The following is an 18,329-nucleotide window of genomic DNA, read 5'->3' as shown; positions in this document are numbered from 1 at the left end:
ATAAATGTTTACAGTAATGAAAAAATGGATTCTTTTCGTTTTCGTTTGTGTATCGATTGCGAATGCACAGATCGAAAAAAAAGTCGGTGATTTTACCAAAGTGACCGCATTTGATCAAATTGATGTTTTATTAATTCCCGGAAAAGAGGATAAAGTGGTACTCACCGGTAAAGAAGCTTCTTCGGTAGAAGTTGTCAATCGCAATGGGGAATTAAAAATTAGAATGCCTTTAACCAAAATGTTGTCGGGTGAATCGGTTTCAGCGACTGTGTATTATACCCAATTAGAAGCCGTAGAAGCCAATGAAGGTTCGCATATTGGTGGTGAAACAGTTATAAAATCTACGTTTTTTGAAGTCATTGCTAAAGAAGGTTCACAGGTAAAATTAAAGTTAGAAGTTTCCAAATTAACAGCCCGCACCGCCAATGGATCGATCGTAGAACTACAGGGATCTGCCAAAACCCAGGAGGTGATTGTTAATTCAGGAGGACAGTATGAAGCAAAAGATTTACGTACTGAGCAAACCACAATTACAGGTAATGCCGGTGGAGAGGCTGAAATTTATGCTTCTGAATGGGTAGATGCTAAAATTCGGGCTGGCGGGACTATTGTTGTTTATGGCAATCCAAAGCAAATTAATGAGAAAACCATCGCTGGTGGGACCATTCGTCAAGCGAAATAGGTAAGGGAATTTGCTTTTTCTGGGAAAAAGAATACCTTTACTTTTTAAGTGAATTAAGCCATGCTCAACGATATTTTAGCGGCCATACCCTGGGGATTTTTACTTGCCTTTACCATTGGGCCAGTTTTTTTTGTTTTACTAGAAACGAGTATTACCAAGGGTTTTCGTGCGGCGATGGTGTTTGATGCTGGAGTGGTTTTTGGTGATTTAGTTTTTATTTTAATCGCTTACTTTAGTACCAATCAAATTCTTGAACGCCTAAAAGATGATCCTGCCTTGTTTATTTTTGGTGGAGTTATCATGCTTACGTACGGTATAATTTCTTTTATCAAAGAGAAAAAAGATTTCTTAAAAAAACGGGATGAAGAACAAGTAGAGGAAGATAATATTCCTAAAAACAATTATTTAGGATTATTCTTTAAAGGGTTCTTTTTGAATTTTATCAATATTGGGGTTCTTGCTTTTTGGATGGGAATTATCATCGTATTTGGCCCTAAATTGAATATGGAAACCGATCGAATTGTTTTATTTATCGCAGTTATTATTCTGACCTATTTTGCGGTAGATATTTTAAAAATAATGGTAGCCAAACAATTGAAATCCAGACTAACTCCCAATAATATTTATAAGATTAAGCGGGTAATTAGCGTTATCCTAATGATATTCGGTAGTTTTTTAATCGTTCAAGGGTTTTTCCCCAACGAAAAAAAGATGATCGAACAACAATTAGGAATTGGTAAAACGCTTGAAAATGCCACGAATTCTAAATAGTTTCTTTCTTTTTATATCCTTTTTTAGTTTCGCACAAAAGGATACTTTGTCGGTCATTAAACACACTTCGGAATGGATCGTAAACCAAGATTGTCGTGTTGTTTATCGTGGATTGTCTAATAAATTTAGTATCGAAGTACCCAATTCGTTGTCATTTTCTGTTTCAGGATTAGGCCTAAAATCAACTTCAAAAAATACATTTGAAATTAACCCTGGTGCCGGTACAGAACTCAATGTTTCTGTTCAAATAGTTTTAAAAAATAAAACCAAAAAAGTAGAAGTTTTTGTATATAAAATTAAAAATATTCCTCTCCAACTGACTTCATTAAACTTTAATAAAGACCCTATTTTACGGATGAGTAAGAACAATTTGAAAGATGCAGTAGTTCGTGTATTTTTTGAAGATAAAAATCTTGATTTTAAGTTTATTGTTCTCGAATTTACTATTAGAATACCCGGTCAAAAAGCCATTGTCGTTCAAGGAAATACAATTACAAAAGCTGCATTTGAACAAATCAATAGATATGCTAGAAAAGGAGATGACTTATTGATTACTGATTTAAAAGTAAGATTAGGTATAAGTTTAAATGGTTTTTTTTGTAAATTCACTCCAGTCTTAATAACCATTTTATAGTAAAAATTTGTTTACTAAAATCAATTCTTTTTTATTTAGAAATTGCTTGCCTTACGTTTTAAATACACTAAATCTACTTTTTTGTCATTTATTTTCATAAAAAAAAACCTCCCAATACTGAGAGGTTTTTAAGGTAGAGGCATCGCCCGGATTCGAACCGGGGTACGCGGTTTTGCAGACCGATGCCTAGCCACTCGGCCACGACGCCTTTTTAATAAGGGTAGCAAAGATAAAGTAAAAAAAAATCAATATCCAAATTCCCGCCTTCAATTTGTAGTGCAAATCAAACTTATTTACTCCTAACTTCGGTATTCTTCCATGATAATGGTGACCGCTTCAACATCGCCACCAATGGGAGGATTCAGTTTGGAAACCGCCAAAAGGATTCGAGACACCGAGGGAATTTCTCTAAAAATACGTTCAATAATCCGTTGCGCTACATGTTCTAATAATTTTGAACGAATCGCCATTTCTTCCACAACGATGCGATTAAGTAACACATAATCAACAGTATCGGCTAAATCGTCGGTTTGAGCTGATTTTCGTAAATCGGTTTTTACTTCCAAATCTACCCGATAATCACTACCAATTTTTGCTTCTTCTGGTAAACAACCGTGAAAGGAAAATGTGCGGATGTTTTGTAATTTAATTGTTCCCATTTTATTTCGGTGCCAATTTTCAAATTGACGAATTAAACATATCTTTGCTAAAATTAAGAAATTTCTATGTCTACCGAGGAAAAATCACTCAATTTTATCGAGCAAATCATTGAAGACGATTTAAACAACGGGTTATCAAAAGATAAACTTCGCTTTCGTTTTCCACCCGAACCCAATGGCTATTTGCATGTGGGTCATGCCAGTGCGATTTGTTTGAATTTTGGCTTAGGTTTGGACTATAATGCGCCCGTTAATTTGCGTTTTGATGATACCAATCCTTCCAAAGAGGAACAAGAATATGTTGATGCCATTAAACGCGATGTGCAATGGCTTGGATTCCAATGGGATCGCGAGTGTTATGCCTCTGATTATTTCCAACAATTGTATGATTGGGCGGTAGCATTGATCCAAAAAGGGAAAGCCTATGTTGATAGCCAAACTTCGGAAGAAATGGCCAAACAAAAAGGAACTCCCACACAACCCGGTACAGATTCTCCTTTTCGAAACCGTTCAATCGAAGAGAATTTGGACTTGTTTACACGCATGAAACAAGGTGAATTTCCAAAAGGAACCCATGTGCTTCGTGCTAAAATCGATATGACTTCCTCCAATATGTTGATGCGCGATCCGATTATTTACCGCATTATGCATGAACATCACCACCGTACAGGTAACGATTGGTGTATTTACCCAATGTATGATTGGGCCCATGGGGAAAGCGATTATTTAGAACAAATTTCTCATTCGTTATGCACCTTAGAATTTTTGCCGCATCGCGAATTATACGATTGGTTTTTGGACCAAATTTATGATGAAACCAAAGTGCGTCCGAAGCAACGTGAATTTGCGCGAAGAAACTTGTCGCATACCGTAGTTTCTAAACGGAAGTTACTTCAATTGGTGGAAGAAAAACATGTTTCAGGCTGGGATGATCCCCGTATGAGTACCATTTCTGGGATGCGTCGTCGCGGGTATCCACCCATGGCGATTCGAAACTTTGCGAAAACGATTGGAATTGCCAAACGTACCAATTTGATTGATGTTTCGTTGTTGGAGTTTTGTGTGCGTGAAGAATTGAATAAAACTTCCGATCGCGTAATGGCTGTCCTTAATCCTGTTAAGTTGGTAATTACGAACTATCCTGAAGGTCAAGAAGAATGGTTGGATGCCGAAAACAATCCCGAAGCTGATCCAATGACCTATCGAAAAGTTCCTTTTACCAAAGAGTTATATATTGAAAGAGAGGACTTTAAAGAAGAAGCCGATAAAAAGTTTTTCCGACTCACCTTAGGAACAGAAGTACGTTTAAAAAATGCATACATCATTAAAGGTGAAAAAGTGATTAAAGATGCCCAAGGTGAAATAACAGAAATTCACTGTACGTATGATGCCGATAGTAAATCGGGAAGCGGAACCGAAGCAAGTATGCGTAAAGTAAAAGGAACCATCCATTGGGTGTCTATTCAGCACGCTTTACCCGCAGAAGTTCGCATTTACGATCGTCTTTTTACGCATGAAAACCCCGATGGCGACAAGGAAGTGGATTTTAAAACCTATATCAATCCCAATTCGTTGCAAGTGATCACCGGATATTTGGAACCGAGTCTTCATCAAGCGCAACCCGGAACGTCGTATCAATTTCAGCGCTTAGGGTATTTTTGTGTCGATACCGATTCAACCCCTGAAAAGTTAATTTTTAACAAAACGGTCGGCCTTCGGGACACCTGGGCTAAAATTGAAAGCAAAGAATAAATTATATATGTAAAAACAATACAAAACCCGATATAACATCGGGTTTTCTTATTATTGGTAATTCTTATTCTTTTTTAAAATCAAATCAAATATAGTTATTAAAAACCAGCGCAATACATTTGATTTCCGCTTGTTTTTTAAAAAGGGAATGACATAGATTAACGATAGAAGAGAAAGTCTTGTAAAACGTTTAAATTAAAGTTTTCACTCAAAAAACCCCTTTTTTTACTACGATTAACCCTGTCAAAAAAAAAGAGGCCTGTAAAAGCCTCTTTTCATTTAAAATTTTATTCCGGTTGCGATGTATCGTTCGGATTGTAATCCAAGGATGTTTTATCATCACTATTTTTCAACCGTTTGTTTTGTCTTTTCATTTGCTCTCCAATTTGGTTGCTGGCAGCAAAACTCGCTACCATGTTATTCAACATATCGGTTGCTGCTTGTGGAGAATTGGGTAAAAGAATTAAATTAGAATTTGAATCGGCCCCTATAGCTTGCAAAGTATCGTAATGTTGTGTCACCACAATCAAAGAAGATGCTTCTTGCGAATTAATACCCACGCTGTTCAACACTTCTACACTTTCTACCAAACCTTTGGCAATTTCACGTCGTTGGTCGGCAATACCTTGTCCTTGTAAACGCTTACTTTCGGCTTCGGCTTTGGCTTTGGCAACAATGCGAATACGTTGTGCTTCACTTTCAAATTCGGCAGCTACTTTTTCGCGTTCAGCGGCATTGATTCGGTTCATCGCATTTTTCACTTGGATATCAGGATCGATATCGGTAACCAACGTATTGATAATGTCGTATCCGTAGGCCATCATCGCTTCGTTTAATTCGCGTTTTACCGCAATGGCAATATCGTCTTTTCGCACAAATACATCGTCCAAAATAAGCTTCGGTACTTCGGCACGAACCACGTCAAAAACATAGGCCGTAATTTGGTCGTGCGGATATTCGAGTTTGTAAAAAGCTTCGTACACATTTTCCTGAATCACTTTAAATTGAACAGAAACTTTCATTTTCACAAACACATTGTCTTTGGTTTGTGTTTCAATAATAACATCCAATTGTTGAATACGCAGATTTACTCGACCTGCAATACGATCAATCACCGGAATCTTCAATTGAAGTCCTGAATTACGAATACTTTGGAATTTTCCAAAACGTTCGATTACGACAGAGGTTTGTTGTTTTACCGTAAAAAAACAAGCCAAGAATAAAAATAGTCCGAAGACCAAGACAATAATTAAAATAGGGTCCATGAATAAATTTTTTGGATTAGACAGTTGTTATACGGGAATAGTGTATGTTTGTTACATAATTCCCTTTTTCATGAAAAAATTAGTAGTGTTAGGCGCCGTTTTGTTTAGTTGTTTCACTTTTGCTCAGTATGGGTATCGCGATGGAAATCGCATTGGTATTGCTGCAGGTGTTTCCCATTGTTCGCTTTTTACCTCAAGTTTTGATGCCAAACCAGGCATAGGTTTTGCCGGTGGACTATCTGTTCGTGGTAATTATTACAACGATTGGAGTATGATTTATGGCATGCAGTTTTTTAACAGCCAATTTTCATTAGGGAAAAGTAGTCTCACTACACGTGAAACCGAATTTAGTTTGCAAGGTGTGCAAATTCGATTGTTGTTTAGTTATAATATTGTCCAAGATCATGTTTCGCTCGATTTTGGTCCCGTTCTTCAAGTCAATGGAAAATTGGCAGTGAACGCTTCCTCCAAAACAAATGTGATCAAATACGACGAAGCCTCCAAACAAGCGATTCGTGCCGAAGATATTCTGGATGTATCCAATATAGGTGGCGCTTTTTATTTGGGTTTTTCGGCGGGGAGTAAAACGGTGCGTGCTCAAGTATTTTACCAGTATGGATTTACCAATCTTTTCAACAAACTCAACAAAAATACCGATCTAACCGCTTTAAATTCCAATGAAAATTTCAAAGGAAATTTAGGCACCCTCAACGGTCAAATTGTATTTAATTTATAAAAGAAAGCCCCGATAAAATGTCGGGGCTTTTTTTATAAACTTGCTATCGCTTTTTGGATTCGTTTTTCAACTTCTTCTTTGCCCAAAAGTTCGATAATATCAAACAAATGAGGACCTTTCAAGGCGCCCACCAGAGATAACCGCAAGGGTTGCATAATTTTACCCATACCTATTTCATTGGCGGTCATCCATGCTTTTAATTCGTTTTCAATGGCAACCGATTCAAAAGGTTGTACTTGTGACATCACTTCAAACGCTTGAGTTAAAAGTGAAGGTGTATCTTCTTTCCAATTTTTGGATGCTTTTTCATCATACGTCTTGGGGGCTTCAAAGAAATAATCAGCCAATTCCCAAAACTCCGACACAAAGTGAGCGCGTTCTTTGATTAGCGCGACGATTCGTTCTAAATCGAATGTATACGAAACATTTCTGTGGGCCAACTCTTTAGCAAATAAATCTGCTAAATCCGAATTGGATTGGTGCTGCAAATACTGATGGTTAAACCATTTATTTTTTTCAGGATCAAATTTAGCTCCCGATTTATGTACGCGGTTTAAATCAAATTTTTGGCATAATTCGTCCAAAGAAAACAATTCTTGTTCTGTGCCGTCATTCCAACCCAATAAAGCTAAAAAGTTAACAACCGCTTCAGGAAAGAAGCCTTTTTCACGGTAGCCAGAAGAAACTTCCCCTGTTGACGGATCAGTCCAATCCAATGGAAAAACAGGAAAGCCCATTTTATCCCCATCGCGTTTTGATAACTTACCATTTCCAATAGGTTTTAAAATCAAGGGCAAATGGGCAAATTCTGGCGCTTCCCAGCCAAAAGCTTTGTACAATAAATGATGTAATGGAAGCGATGGCAGCCATTCCTCTCCGCGAATGACATGCGACGTTTCCATCAAATGGTCATCCACAATATTGGCCAAATGATAGGTAGGCATCCCATCACTTTTAAACAATACTTTATCATCAAGGAGGTTGGTATCAAACTTTAAATCCCCACGAATAATGTCATGCAATTCCAAAATTTGATCCACAGGCGTTTTAAAACGAATCACATAGGCTTCTCCCGCGGCAATCCGTTTTTCAGTAGCCTCTGGAGTTAGGACAAGGGAGGTATCTAATTTTTCGCGATTATGCCAATTGTAGATAAATGTTTTCCCTTGTGCTTCGTGGTTTTTACGATGTTGGTCCAAGGATTCGGCAGTGTCAAAGGCATAGTAAGCCCATCCCGATTGAATCAATTGGTCGGCATATTGTTTGTACAATGCTTTGCGCTCACTTTGGCGGTAGGGTCCAAATTTTTCATTTTTTCCTACGGTTTCGTCAGGGGCAATCCCCAACCATTCCAACGCCTCAAAAATATAGGCTTCCGCACCAGGCACAAAACGATTTTGGTCGGTATCTTCAATACGAAGGTAGAATGTACCTTGGTATTTTTTGGCAAATAAATAGTTGAATAAAGCCGTTCGAACACCGCCAATATGAAGCGGTCCGGTGGGACTAGGGGCAAAGCGCACACGTACTGGTCGAGCCATGGTTAAAATTTTTGGCAAAGATAACGCAGTTTTTCAATTCTTGACTTGGCAATTATTTAACTTTTGATGTAGCCCATTTTTTGTATTTTTAGCGGTTATTAACCTTAGATTCACTATGACCGACGCATCGGCACTCATTTATCAGAAGCTGGAAGATTTTATTCGCAAGTATTACACCAATGCTTTAGTACGTGGTATGTTACTATTTACGGGTCTTGGATTGCTTTATTTTTTATTCACGCTTTTTGTGGAGTACTTTTTATGGTTGCAACCCGGTGCTCGAACTGTTTTATTTTGGGTGTTTGTTGGGGTTGAAATTTTTCTTCTTTCGCGCTACATTCTTTTTCCGTTGTTTAAATTGTTTAAACTACAGAAAGGAATTGATTATGCGCAAGCCTCCCAAATTATCGGAAACCATTTTCACGAAGTAGGCGATAAGTTGACTAATTTTTTACAATTGGCCAACGATTCTAAAACCTCTGAGTTACTATTGGCTTCTATCGAACAAAAAGCAGCCAATCTTCAGCCGATTCCTTTTTCCAAAGCCATTGATTTTTCGGCCAATAAAAAGTACATTCCGTTGGCGCTTATTCCTGTTTTATTGGTATTGTTCTTCATGGTAAGCGGTAGAAGCGAGGTTTTGACACAGAGCCTAAACCGAGTCGTGCATTATCAAGAACAATTCGCACCACCAGCTCCTTTTGCTTTTTTTGTGACCAACAATTCCTTGCAAACGGAACAAAACAAAGATTTTATCCTTCAGGTTGAAACCAAAGGAAAGGTTGTTCCTGAAAATGTCATGATTTTTTGGGACGATGAAAGTTATTTCATGGAAGCCACAGCTCCAGGGAAATTCCAATTTGTTATTCCGAAACCCAAAGAAAATATCGAATTTCACCTAGAAGCCAATGCGGTGCGTTCTAAAACGTATACCCTCGATGTTGTCACCGTTCCGACGATTGCCAATTTCCAAATGGTCTTGAAGTTTCCTTCGTATTTGAAAAAACCATCAACGATAATAAAAGGCACAGGAAACGCCATCGTTCCCGAAGGAACCACTGTCGTTTGGCAAATGCAAACCGTGGCTACGCAACAAGTGGTTTGGACCAATGGGTCTCAAAAATCCAATTTTGCCCGGGACAATAATTCCTTTAGTTGGGCCAAATCAATAACACAAAATACCGATTATCAGATACTTACTTCAAATGAAAAAATTCCCAATTACGAAAAGCTAACGTATCGTATTGCAGTGGTATCTGATCAATATCCTACGATTTCAGTAGGTAACGCTCCTGATAGTTTAAAAGTTGAAAAAAATTTCTTGTTGGGTCAAGTTAGTGATGATTACGGACTTACTAAGTTGCAGGTGGTGTATTATCCCAAAAACAAACCTGAAGCGGCCAAAAAGGCAATTCTTCCTGTGAAAAAGGATGTTTACGACCGTTTCATTTTCGCGTTTCCCGGCAATTTAAATATTGAAGCAGGAGTACCCTACGAGTATTATTTTGAAGTATTTGATAACGACGCGTTACATAATTTTAAATCGGCCAAATCTTCTGTTTTCAGTCATCGTGAAAGCACTGAAACAGAGAAGGTGGATCAGTTGTTGCAAGAACAAAATAGTACCATCAACTCGTTAGAAAAGTCTTTGAAAACTCAAGAAAAGCAATTTAACGAAATGGATAAGCTGCAAAAACTGGGTAAAGAAAAAGAAAGCCTAGAATTTAAAGAACAGCAAAAAGTAAATGATTTTCTTCAACGTCAGAAGAAGCAAGATGAGTTGATGAAGTCCTTTGCAGAAAAAATGAAAGAGAATTTGGAAAAAGTCAAAACCGATAAGAAAGACGAAACCAAAGAACTCTTGAAAGACCGCTTGGAAAAGGCCGACAAGGAATTTGATAAGAATAAAAAATTATTGGAAGAATTGGAACGCCTGAATGAAAAAATTCAAAAAGAGGAGTTGTTTGAAAAGATGGACCAATTAAAACAACAGTCCAAAAACCAATCCAAAAATTTGCAACAATTGGTTGAATTAACCAAGAAGTATTATGTGGAAAAAAAGGCGGAACAGATTGCTGATAAACTCGACAAATTGAGTGAAAAACAAGAAAAGTTAGCCGAAAACGAGAAGGAAAACACTACAGATAAACAAGAGGAGATTAACAAAGAATTTGACGAACTTCAAAAAGAATTAGATGAATTACAAAAAGATAACAAAGAGCTCAAATCTCCTTTAGAATTACCCAATACCGATGCCAGTGAGAAAAATATTGAAAAAGATTTGCAACAGGCCAAAGAACAATTAGAAAAAAATTCCAAAGCGGGCGCTAAACCCAAACAAAAAAGTGCGGCCCAAAAAATGAAGCAAATGAGCATGGATATGGGGGCTTCTATGGAATCGGGTGAAATGGAGCAAATGGATGAGGATGTTGCGATGCTTCGTCAAATCATCGACAATCTGGTAGCCTATTCTTTTTCGCAAGAAGATGTAATGAAACAATTCAAAGGAATGAAACGTGGCTCTCCATCGTATAATAAATACCTCAAACAGCAACAAGATTTGAAACTTCAATTCAAGCACGTGGATGATAGTTTATTTGCCTTGTCTTTGCGCAATCCGAAAATCGCAGAAGACATCACCAAAGAGGTAGGTAATGTTCAATACAACATTGAAAAAGCACTGGCAACACTCGCCGATGCCAATGTGATGAAAGGGGCATCGCACCAACAATTTGCTGTTTCTTCCTCCAACAAATTAGCCGATATGTTGGCCAGTATACTCAACGGTATGCAAATGTCAATGTCAATGTCGGGTGCTGGGAAAGGAAAACCTAAACCCGGGCAAGGCTCTGGAATGCAACTGCCCGATATTATTCAAAAGCAAGAAGGTTTAGGTGAAAAAATGAAGCAGGGCATGAAGAAAGGGCAAAAACCAGGCGAAGGAAAAGAAGGCGGTCAAGGCGAGAAAGAAGGGGGTAAAGACGGACAGCCCAAGTCGGGTCAACAAGGCAATAAACCGGGACAAGGCAAACAAGGTTCTTCTGGCAAACCAAATGGGTCGGGTCAGAACGGTCAAGGGGAAGGAGAGGAAGGTGAAGATGGCGAAGGAAATGCGCGTGCCATTATGGAAATATACAAAGAGCAACAGCAATTACGAGATGCTTTAGAAAAAGAATTAAATAAACAAGGGTTCGGCTCACAAGGTCAAAACACCCTCAACCAAATGAAAGCAATAGAAAAACAGTTGCTCAATAAAGGCTTTGATAACGAGGTGTTGCAACGCATTTTGAATGTCAAGTACGAGATGCTTAAATTACAAAAAGCTATTCAACAACAAGGCGAAGAAAAGAAACGGCAATCTGAAACCAATACTAAAGAGTATACTAATCCTTCAACGCCGCTACCCAAGCGCTTACAAGAATATTTGAATAGTATTGAAATTTTAAATCGCCAAACCTTACCTTTGCGCGCTAATTATAACCGTAAGGTGCAAGAATATTTAAAGAGCAATGATTAGTTTTAATTATGAATCCGACTTTACCCTCGAGAACGAGTCACAATTTGAGGCTTGGATTCAACAAATTATTCGTTCTGAACACAAATCAGAAGGGGAAATAAATTATATATTTTGTGATGACGCGTATTTATTGGAGATCAACCAAAAATACCTTGATCACGATTATTATACGGACATCATTAGCTTTGATTATTCTGTAGCAAACGAACTACATGGAGATATATTCATTTCTATAGAACGAGTGACTGAAAATGCACAAACCTTCGAGGTCTCTTTTCAGCATGAATTGCTTCGTGTTATGGCGCATGGCATTCTTCATTATTGCGGATATAAAGATAAATCCGATACAGATACGCAGTTAATGCGACAGAAAGAGGATGAAAAAATTTCAATGTTCCACGTGGAACATTGAAACACATAAATAATAAAACAACAATTAACGTTCCACGTGGAACATTGTGACTTATGTTTTCAACGTATGATGTAATCGTGGTGGGTGCAGGGCATGCCGGTTGTGAAGCCGCCGCTGCCGCCGCCAACTTAGGGTCAAAAACACTGCTTGTGACCATGAGCCTTCAAAACATTGCACAAATGTCTTGTAATCCCGCAATGGGAGGTATTGCCAAAGGACAGATTGTGCGTGAGATTGACGCGCTAGGCGGGTATTCAGGAATAGTTTCTGATAAAACAGCTATTCAATTCAAAATGTTGAATAAGTCAAAAGGTCCAGCGATGTGGTCGCCCCGTGTGCAATCCGATCGAATGCGTTTCTCGGAAGAGTGGCGCTTAATGTTGGAGAACACTCCCAATTTGGACTTTTACCAAGAAATGATTCGCGGACTTATCGTAAAGAATGGGAAAGTTGTAGGGGTACGAACCGCTTTGGGTATTGAAATCCATGCAAAAGCAGTTGTGTTAACCAACGGAACTTTTTTGAATGGATTAATTCATATTGGAGAAAAACAATACGGTGGAGGCAGAGCAGGGGAGAGTGCCGCTACAGGTATTACAGAAGAGTTAGTTCAGCTAGGATTTGAAGCGGGTCGTATGAAAACTGGAACACCTCCACGAGTTGACGGCCGTTCGTTGGATTATTCTAAAATGCGTGAAGAACCCGGCGACGATCATCCTGACAAATTTTCGTATGCTGCCGTAACGCGTCCTTTAACACATCAAAAACTCTGTCATGTAACCTACACGTCACCTGAAGTACATAATATTTTGCGTGAAGGATTTGATCGTTCTCCCATGTTCAACGGGCGTATTCAAAGTATAGGACCCCGTTATTGTCCCTCTATTGAAGATAAAATTAACCGTTTTGCCGATAAGGATCGGCACCAATTGTTTGTGGAACCCGAGGGATGGAATACTGTTGAAGTGTATGTAAATGGTTTCTCTACATCGCTGCCCGAAGATGTTCAATTTAAAGCCTTGCGAACCGTCGAGGGATTTGAAAACGTAAAATTCTTCCGTCCGGGGTATGCAATCGAATACGATTATTTCCCCCCCACTCAATTAAAACACACCCTTGAAACGAAGTTGGTTGAGAATTTATATTTTGCCGGTCAAATCAACGGTACAACTGGGTATGAAGAAGCGGCTTCCCAAGGTATTATGGCGGGAATAAATGCGCATTTGAAAATTCATGATCAAGACCCCATGATTTTGAAACGCGATGAAGCGTATATTGGTGTGCTAATTGATGATTTAATTACCAAAGGTACGGAAGAGCCTTATCGTATGTTTACCTCCAGAGCGGAGTATCGTACATTGCTGCGTCAAGACAATGCCGATTTTCGTCTAACACCCAAAGCCTACGCCATCGGTTTGGCAGATGAAAGCCGTTATGTGCGAATGCAAGAAAAGTATTCGAAAAGCGACGCGTTGTTAGATTACTTCAAAGAAACGAGTGTGACCCCCGAGGAAGCCAATCCGATTTTGATTGAAAAAGGAAGCTCGCCGATGACCCAAACCGATCGAATGTTTAAAGTTTTCTCACGACCACAAATCGATTTGAGTGATATTGTGCGTTTTGAGAAAGTGAAAACCTATATTGAAACCCACCAGTTGGACCCTGAAATTGTAGAACAAGCCGAAATTCAATTGAAATATTCGGGCTATATTGAAAAAGAACGAAACAATGCCGAAAAACTTACCCGTTTGGAAGAAATGAAAATCCCAGACGATTTTGATTTTTATAAGGTTCATTCCTTGTCCATAGAAGCCAAACAGAAATTAACGGCCATTCGTCCCGTGACAATTTCTCAAGCTTCGCGAATTAGTGGGGTATCACCCGCCGATATTTCAATCTTATTAATTTATATGGGGCGCTAATGTTTCACGTGAAACAAAAGTCCTCAACCCCTATCAATACTCGTTTTACATGAATTTTTCAAAAGATAAATTTATATTTAAAGTTAAAGATCATTCTGTTTCTGGAGAGGAATTTGAATTATGGATGGATAATCAATGGGAGCTCTTAGTAACCTATCCCCAACCCACACCAGAACAATTGCCTGCTTATTATGAAAGTGCTGATTATATTTCTCACACCGACGGAAAACGAACGCTTTTTGAAAAAGCCTATCAATTTGTCAAGGGCATTGCTTTGGCGAATAAGTTGCAATTGATTAATTCGTTGCATTCAAAGGGAGCTATTTTGGATATTGGTGCGGGCACAGGAGATTTTTTATTGACATGTAAAAATGACGGTTGGCAGGTCACCGGAATCGAACCCAGTGCAAAAGCACAATCGATTGCTAAAGCAAAAGGAATCACCATGTCGGCATCACAAAACGATTTGCCCGATCATTCCTTTGATGTGATTACAATGTGGCATGTGTTGGAACACGTTCCTGATTTGGAAACACAACTCCAATCGTTAAAGCGTTTGCTCAAACCCGAAGGTACGGTGATTGTTGCAGTGCCTAATTTTAAATCCTATGACGCCCAACATTACCAATCGTTTTGGGCCGCCTTCGATGTGCCGATCCATTTATGGCATTTTTCAAAAACGGCTATCGAAAAGTTATTTGCAAAGCAAGCCATGGAACTTGTGAAGGTGCTTCCTATGAAATTTGATTCCTATTATGTGAGTTTACTTTCTGAAAAGTACAAAACCGGAAAAATGAATTATGTGAAGGCTTTATGGGTCGGTTGGCTTTCAAATTGGAAAGCGAAAGGTTCTAAACAATATTCTTCGCACATTTATGTCCTTAAAAACAGTAAAAACGCCAAATAAAAGCGTCTCTTTGGCTATTATTATTGTTGTCATAGCAGAAGGTGGGTGGTTTGTAAAACACGCTTAAATCGGCTAAAACAAAGCCGTTTTTTATCAAATAACTTTATAAGCGCGCTATTAGCTATAAGTTTTACTTATATTTTAATCTCAAGGCAATAATGTACAATATATCGAACGAAATATTTACTTTTGAGGCCAAATAAAAAAACCAAGATTATGAAAAAATTGTTAGTAGGAGTTGTTTTGGTGTTAGCCATGATTTCTTGTGAAAAAGCAACCGAAGCGAAAGAATTTAAAACGGCGTACATTGATACCAGTAAATTATTAGACGAATCAACAGAAGCCAATGATATCAAAGCTAAATATGAAGGAATAGCAAAAGAAAAAGGTTCGCGTATTAAAGTCGAAGTTGATCGTCTTGAAGCCGAACAAAAAAGCTTTTCTATGAATGCTCAAAAAAATGGTCAAGCTTGGGCCCAACAGAAATATGGCGAACTTCAACAACGCGGGCAAGAAATCCAATATGCCGAGCAAATGTTGACGCGTCAATTGCAAGGGGAAATGGGAATTGAAATGGATTCTTTGGTCAATAACTATCGTAAAACCATCAAAGACTACGGAAAAGAAAAAGGATACGATTATATTTATGGAACGGGCGAGTCGGCTACTGTACTATACGCTAAAGACGCCTATGACATAACCAAAGAAGTCGTAAAACTTGTTAATGATAAATACAAGTCGGGAGCGAAAACAGATAAAAAAGCTACGACGACCGAAAAAACAGATAAAAAGTAATGCACGCATACTTTAAAGATAAAGCCCTATTTTTCAGGGCTTTTTTTGTTTGTACTCAGAAGATTTCTATCTTTGTCTTTTAGTTTATAAGCCATGGAATCATTATCTACCGAAGCACACTACGTGCTCCAATTCATCAACCAAACCAATCGATCTGTATTTTTAACGGGCAAAGCAGGGACCGGAAAGACCACTTTATTGCGTGAAATCATTTCCAAAACCTATAAAAACACTGTCGTTGTTGCCCCAACTGGAATTGCTGCGCTAAACGCTGGAGGCGTTACTATTCATTCATTTTTTCAATTGCCTTTCTCGGCTTTTATTCCCGACTTTTCCACCCCATCAACCCAGCCCTTTTTAAAATTAGAATCCCGATCAAGCTTAAAACGTCATTTTAAATGGAATGGCACACGATTAGCACTCCTTCGTAATCTCGAATTGTTGATTATCGATGAAGTTAGTATGCTTCGCCCTGATATTTTAGACGCTATTGATTTTGTATTGCAATCGGTTCGGCGAAATAAAAACCCATTTGGAGGTGTACAAGTACTCTTTATTGGCGATTTAATGCAGCTGCCCCCCATCGTAAAAGAAGAAGAATGGACGTATTTGAAAAAGTATTATAATGGAAAATACTTTTTTCATGCCCAAGTTTTAAAGCATTTTCCACCCCTGTATATAGAGTTGCCTAAAATTTTCAGACAATCGGATACAACTTTTATCAACCTGCTTAACCAACTGAGGAACAACACAATAACCCAAAACGATCTCTCGGTTTTGGCCCCATACATTCAACCTAATTTTGAACCTGAAAACCACTTAGGCTACATTACCTTAACCACACACAATGCCAAAGCTGATCGTATGAATGCGCAAGCCTTGGCAAAAATAACCACCGAACCGCAGGTATATCCCGCTGAAATCATTGGAGATTTTCCTGAAAAAGCCTATCCTTTAGACCCCAATTTGACGCTAAAAGTTGGCGCACAAGTGATGTTTGTAAAAAATGATTTGTCGCTCGAAAAGCGGTTTTTCAATGGTAAAATGGGTGTGGTTAAGGCCCTGTCTACGCACGAAATTATCGTTGAATTTCCTGAGGAAAAAAGAACCATTGAAGTTGAAAAATACGAATGGCAAAACATCCGTTATACGCTCAATGAAAGCACCAAAGATATTGAAGAAGAAGTACTGGGAACATTTACCCATTATCCCCTAAAATTAGCTTGGGCCATAACCGTACACAAAAGCCAAGGATTAACTTTTGACAAAGCGGTATTGGATGTTTCCGATGTATTTTTACCCGGGCAAGCTTACGTAGCCTTTTCGCGATTACGCAGTTTAAAAGGTTTGGTTTTAAAAGCACCCATCCAGTTGCAAGGCATTCAAAATGACCCCGACGTTATTGATTACGCCAGTCAAAAGTCGGAGCCCGATCAACTTCAATTGGTATTTACTCAAGAAAAGCAAACCTATCTCAAAAATTATGTGCTGCACGCTTTTGATTGGGACGAATGGCACCGTACCGTGAAAGCCCACCAATTGTCGTATTTGGAGTTGACCGATAAATCCCCAAAGGCGGCTTTTAAATCGTGGGCTCACGAATTTGAAAGTTCCTTGTCGGCTATAAGCGTGCAAGCTCAAAAGTTTCAGCTCCAATTACAGCGAATTTTCGATGGCCAATTAGATTATCCGTTTCTCAAAGAGCGCCTCGATGCTGCGGTTGACTATTTTTATCCTACCTGGGAATCCATGGTTTATGGACTTCTTATGAAAATAGAAGAAGTTAAAACCCTCAAAAAAGTAAAAGAATTTTACGAAGAATTACTCCATTTAGAAACGATTACCCTTCAAACCATACTAAAAGCATTCAAAGTGCAACAGTTCGTTACTTTAACCCTTCAAAACCAACCCATAACTAAGGAAAACTTGGTGACCGAACGGCAAAAAGAATTTAAAAGTACCTTGCGCAAACGTGTCTTGGAGGATATCAAATCGATAGGTATTCAACCGGCCGAATTCGAAGAGGATGAACCGATTTACACCCGAAAAAAATCATCTAAAGTTGCAAAAAAATCAACCTATCTGATCACTTTTGAGCTTTGGAAACAATCGCTGTCATTGGAACAAATAGCGGCCGAACGAAAACTTACCCTCAATACCATTCAAGGCCATATCGCGAAGTTGATTGAGCAAAATGAAATTCAAGTGGAGGACGTTTTACCCAAAGAGCGTTATCTAGGAATTATTGATTTATTTCGACAACACCCCAATAGCACGTTATCTGAATTAAAAGAAATAGCGGGCGAAACAATCGGCTGGGAAGAATTGAAGTGGGCCAAAGCGGCTTGGATTAGCTAAGCCAGTACACGCCTATAACCGCGGGAATAAAATACAGCGTAATGTTTCTGGCTCCGTCATAATCTTTCGCCAAACGCTGTCCGACAAGCATTTCTAATAAGGCAATGCAACTAAATACAGCGCCCCAAAAACCAAAAGTGCGTTCGCCATTAATATACAATTGCAAACAACCAATTGCAGCGAGTATGCCCGCAATTAATTCTGTAAGAAGTAAAATCCCCGTTAACAAGGCGACTTGATTTTTTACAGGACTGTTGGCAAAGTAACTTTGCATCCCTTGAAGGGTGGTTTTCCAATGAAAAACTTTTTCATGAGACGACATTAAAAAGGTAATCGCCAAAAACAACAAAACAAAAAATGAAGCAGTATTGGTCATAG

Annotated in this window: 15 protein-coding genes and 1 tRNA gene; 11 read left to right on the top strand and 5 right to left on the bottom strand. The window is 38.6% G+C overall.

Features of this window, described 5'->3' with window-relative positions; translation table 11 throughout:
* Positions 1–16 precede the first annotated feature (16 nt).
* Genes BUC17_RS00220 through BUC17_RS00210 form a run of 3 tightly spaced genes read left to right on the top strand, consistent with a single transcriptional unit; the run spans position 17 to position 2,087 of the window.
* Positions 17–682: a head GIN domain-containing protein gene (locus BUC17_RS00220; RefSeq protein WP_073361163.1), complete on the top strand. Its 666-nt coding sequence runs from the start codon at positions 17–19 to the stop codon at positions 680–682.
* 60 nt (positions 683–742) lie between these two features.
* The gene (locus BUC17_RS00215; RefSeq protein ID WP_073360231.1) at positions 743–1,453 is read left to right on the top strand and encodes a LysE family translocator; all 711 of its coding nucleotides are present in this window, start codon (positions 743–745) and stop codon (positions 1,451–1,453) included.
* Positions 1,434–2,087 (top strand): GldM family protein, encoded by a 654-nt coding sequence (locus BUC17_RS00210; RefSeq protein ID WP_083544692.1) that lies wholly within the window; start codon positions 1,434–1,436, stop codon positions 2,085–2,087. The genes BUC17_RS00215 and BUC17_RS00210 overlap by 20 nt, the downstream gene beginning before the upstream one ends.
* Before the next feature lie 137 nt (positions 2,088–2,224).
* Here the strand turns inward: BUC17_RS00210 and BUC17_RS00205 are convergent.
* Together BUC17_RS00205 and folB are read right to left on the bottom strand one after the other, a co-directional pair.
* A tRNA-Cys gene (locus tag BUC17_RS00205) sits at positions 2,225–2,295 on the bottom strand.
* Between the two features lie 91 nt (positions 2,296–2,386).
* On the bottom strand, positions 2,387–2,746 hold the full coding sequence (folB, locus tag BUC17_RS00200) for a dihydroneopterin aldolase (RefSeq protein WP_073360227.1): 360 nt from the start codon (positions 2,744–2,746) through the stop codon (positions 2,387–2,389).
* Positions 2,747–2,812: 66 nt separating this feature from the next.
* Between folB and BUC17_RS00195 the strand changes: the two genes are divergently transcribed.
* Entirely contained in the window at positions 2,813–4,498 is a 1,686-nt protein-coding gene (locus BUC17_RS00195; RefSeq protein ID WP_073360225.1) for a glutamine--tRNA ligase/YqeY domain fusion protein, read from the top strand.
* Between the two features lie 287 nt (positions 4,499–4,785).
* On the opposite strand, the gene BUC17_RS00190 is transcribed toward BUC17_RS00195, so the two are convergent.
* Positions 4,786–5,763, bottom strand: a complete 978-nt coding sequence (locus BUC17_RS00190) for an SPFH domain-containing protein (RefSeq protein ID WP_073360223.1) — start codon at positions 5,761–5,763, stop codon at positions 4,786–4,788.
* Positions 5,764–5,833: 70 nt separating this feature from the next.
* On the opposite strand from BUC17_RS00190, the gene BUC17_RS00185 reads away from it, so the two are divergent.
* Positions 5,834–6,499, top strand: a complete 666-nt coding sequence (locus tag BUC17_RS00185) for a hypothetical protein (RefSeq protein WP_073360221.1) — start codon at positions 5,834–5,836, stop codon at positions 6,497–6,499.
* Positions 6,500–6,531: 32 nt separating this feature from the next.
* Here the strand turns inward: BUC17_RS00185 and gltX are convergent, their stop codons facing one another.
* A complete protein-coding gene (gene gltX, locus BUC17_RS00180; RefSeq protein ID WP_073360219.1) occupies positions 6,532–8,040 on the bottom strand; it encodes a glutamate--tRNA ligase in 1,509 nt (502 codons plus the stop codon).
* A 115-nt stretch (positions 8,041–8,155) separates the two neighbouring features.
* Here gltX and BUC17_RS00175 point away from each other — a divergent pair, with 115 nt between their 5' ends.
* The 6 genes from BUC17_RS00175 (at position 8,156) to BUC17_RS00150 (ending at position 17,951) form a co-directional block, all read left to right on the top strand.
* Entirely contained in the window at positions 8,156–11,557 is a 3,402-nt protein-coding gene (locus BUC17_RS00175) for a DUF4175 family protein (RefSeq protein ID WP_073360217.1), read from the top strand.
* Positions 11,550–11,969: an rRNA maturation RNase YbeY gene (ybeY, locus tag BUC17_RS00170; protein WP_073360215.1), complete on the top strand. Its 420-nt coding sequence runs from the start codon at positions 11,550–11,552 to the stop codon at positions 11,967–11,969. Before BUC17_RS00175 ends, ybeY begins: the two co-directional genes overlap by 8 nt.
* A 53-nt stretch (positions 11,970–12,022) precedes the next feature.
* Complete coding sequence (gene mnmG / locus BUC17_RS00165; RefSeq protein WP_073360213.1) at positions 12,023–13,891, top strand: tRNA uridine-5-carboxymethylaminomethyl(34) synthesis enzyme MnmG; 1,869 nt, start codon at positions 12,023–12,025, stop codon at positions 13,889–13,891.
* A gap of 49 nt (positions 13,892–13,940) precedes the next feature.
* Positions 13,941–14,798: a class I SAM-dependent methyltransferase gene (locus tag BUC17_RS00160; RefSeq protein WP_073360211.1), complete on the top strand. Its 858-nt coding sequence runs from the start codon at positions 13,941–13,943 to the stop codon at positions 14,796–14,798.
* 216 nt (positions 14,799–15,014) lie between these two features.
* Positions 15,015–15,593, top strand: a complete 579-nt coding sequence (locus BUC17_RS00155; protein WP_073360208.1) for an OmpH/Skp family outer membrane protein — start codon at positions 15,015–15,017, stop codon at positions 15,591–15,593.
* Between the two features lie 93 nt (positions 15,594–15,686).
* On the top strand, positions 15,687–17,951 hold the full coding sequence (locus BUC17_RS00150; protein WP_073360207.1) for a helix-turn-helix domain-containing protein: 2,265 nt from the start codon (positions 15,687–15,689) through the stop codon (positions 17,949–17,951).
* On the opposite strand, the gene BUC17_RS00145 is transcribed toward BUC17_RS00150, so the two are convergent.
* Positions 17,944–18,327, bottom strand: coding sequence for a DoxX family membrane protein (locus BUC17_RS00145; RefSeq protein ID WP_073360205.1), 384 nt, complete (start codon positions 18,325–18,327; stop codon positions 17,944–17,946). The two genes, BUC17_RS00150 and BUC17_RS00145, sit on opposite strands and share 8 nt — an antisense overlap.
* Positions 18,328–18,329 lie beyond the last annotated feature (2 nt).

This window comes from Flavobacterium fontis (genome assembly GCF_900129405.1).
GTDB lineage: Bacteria > Bacteroidota > Bacteroidia > Flavobacteriales > Flavobacteriaceae > Flavobacterium > Flavobacterium fontis.
Note: the sequence above shows the minus strand (reverse complement) of the source record. Positions and strands in the feature narration are given on the sequence as shown.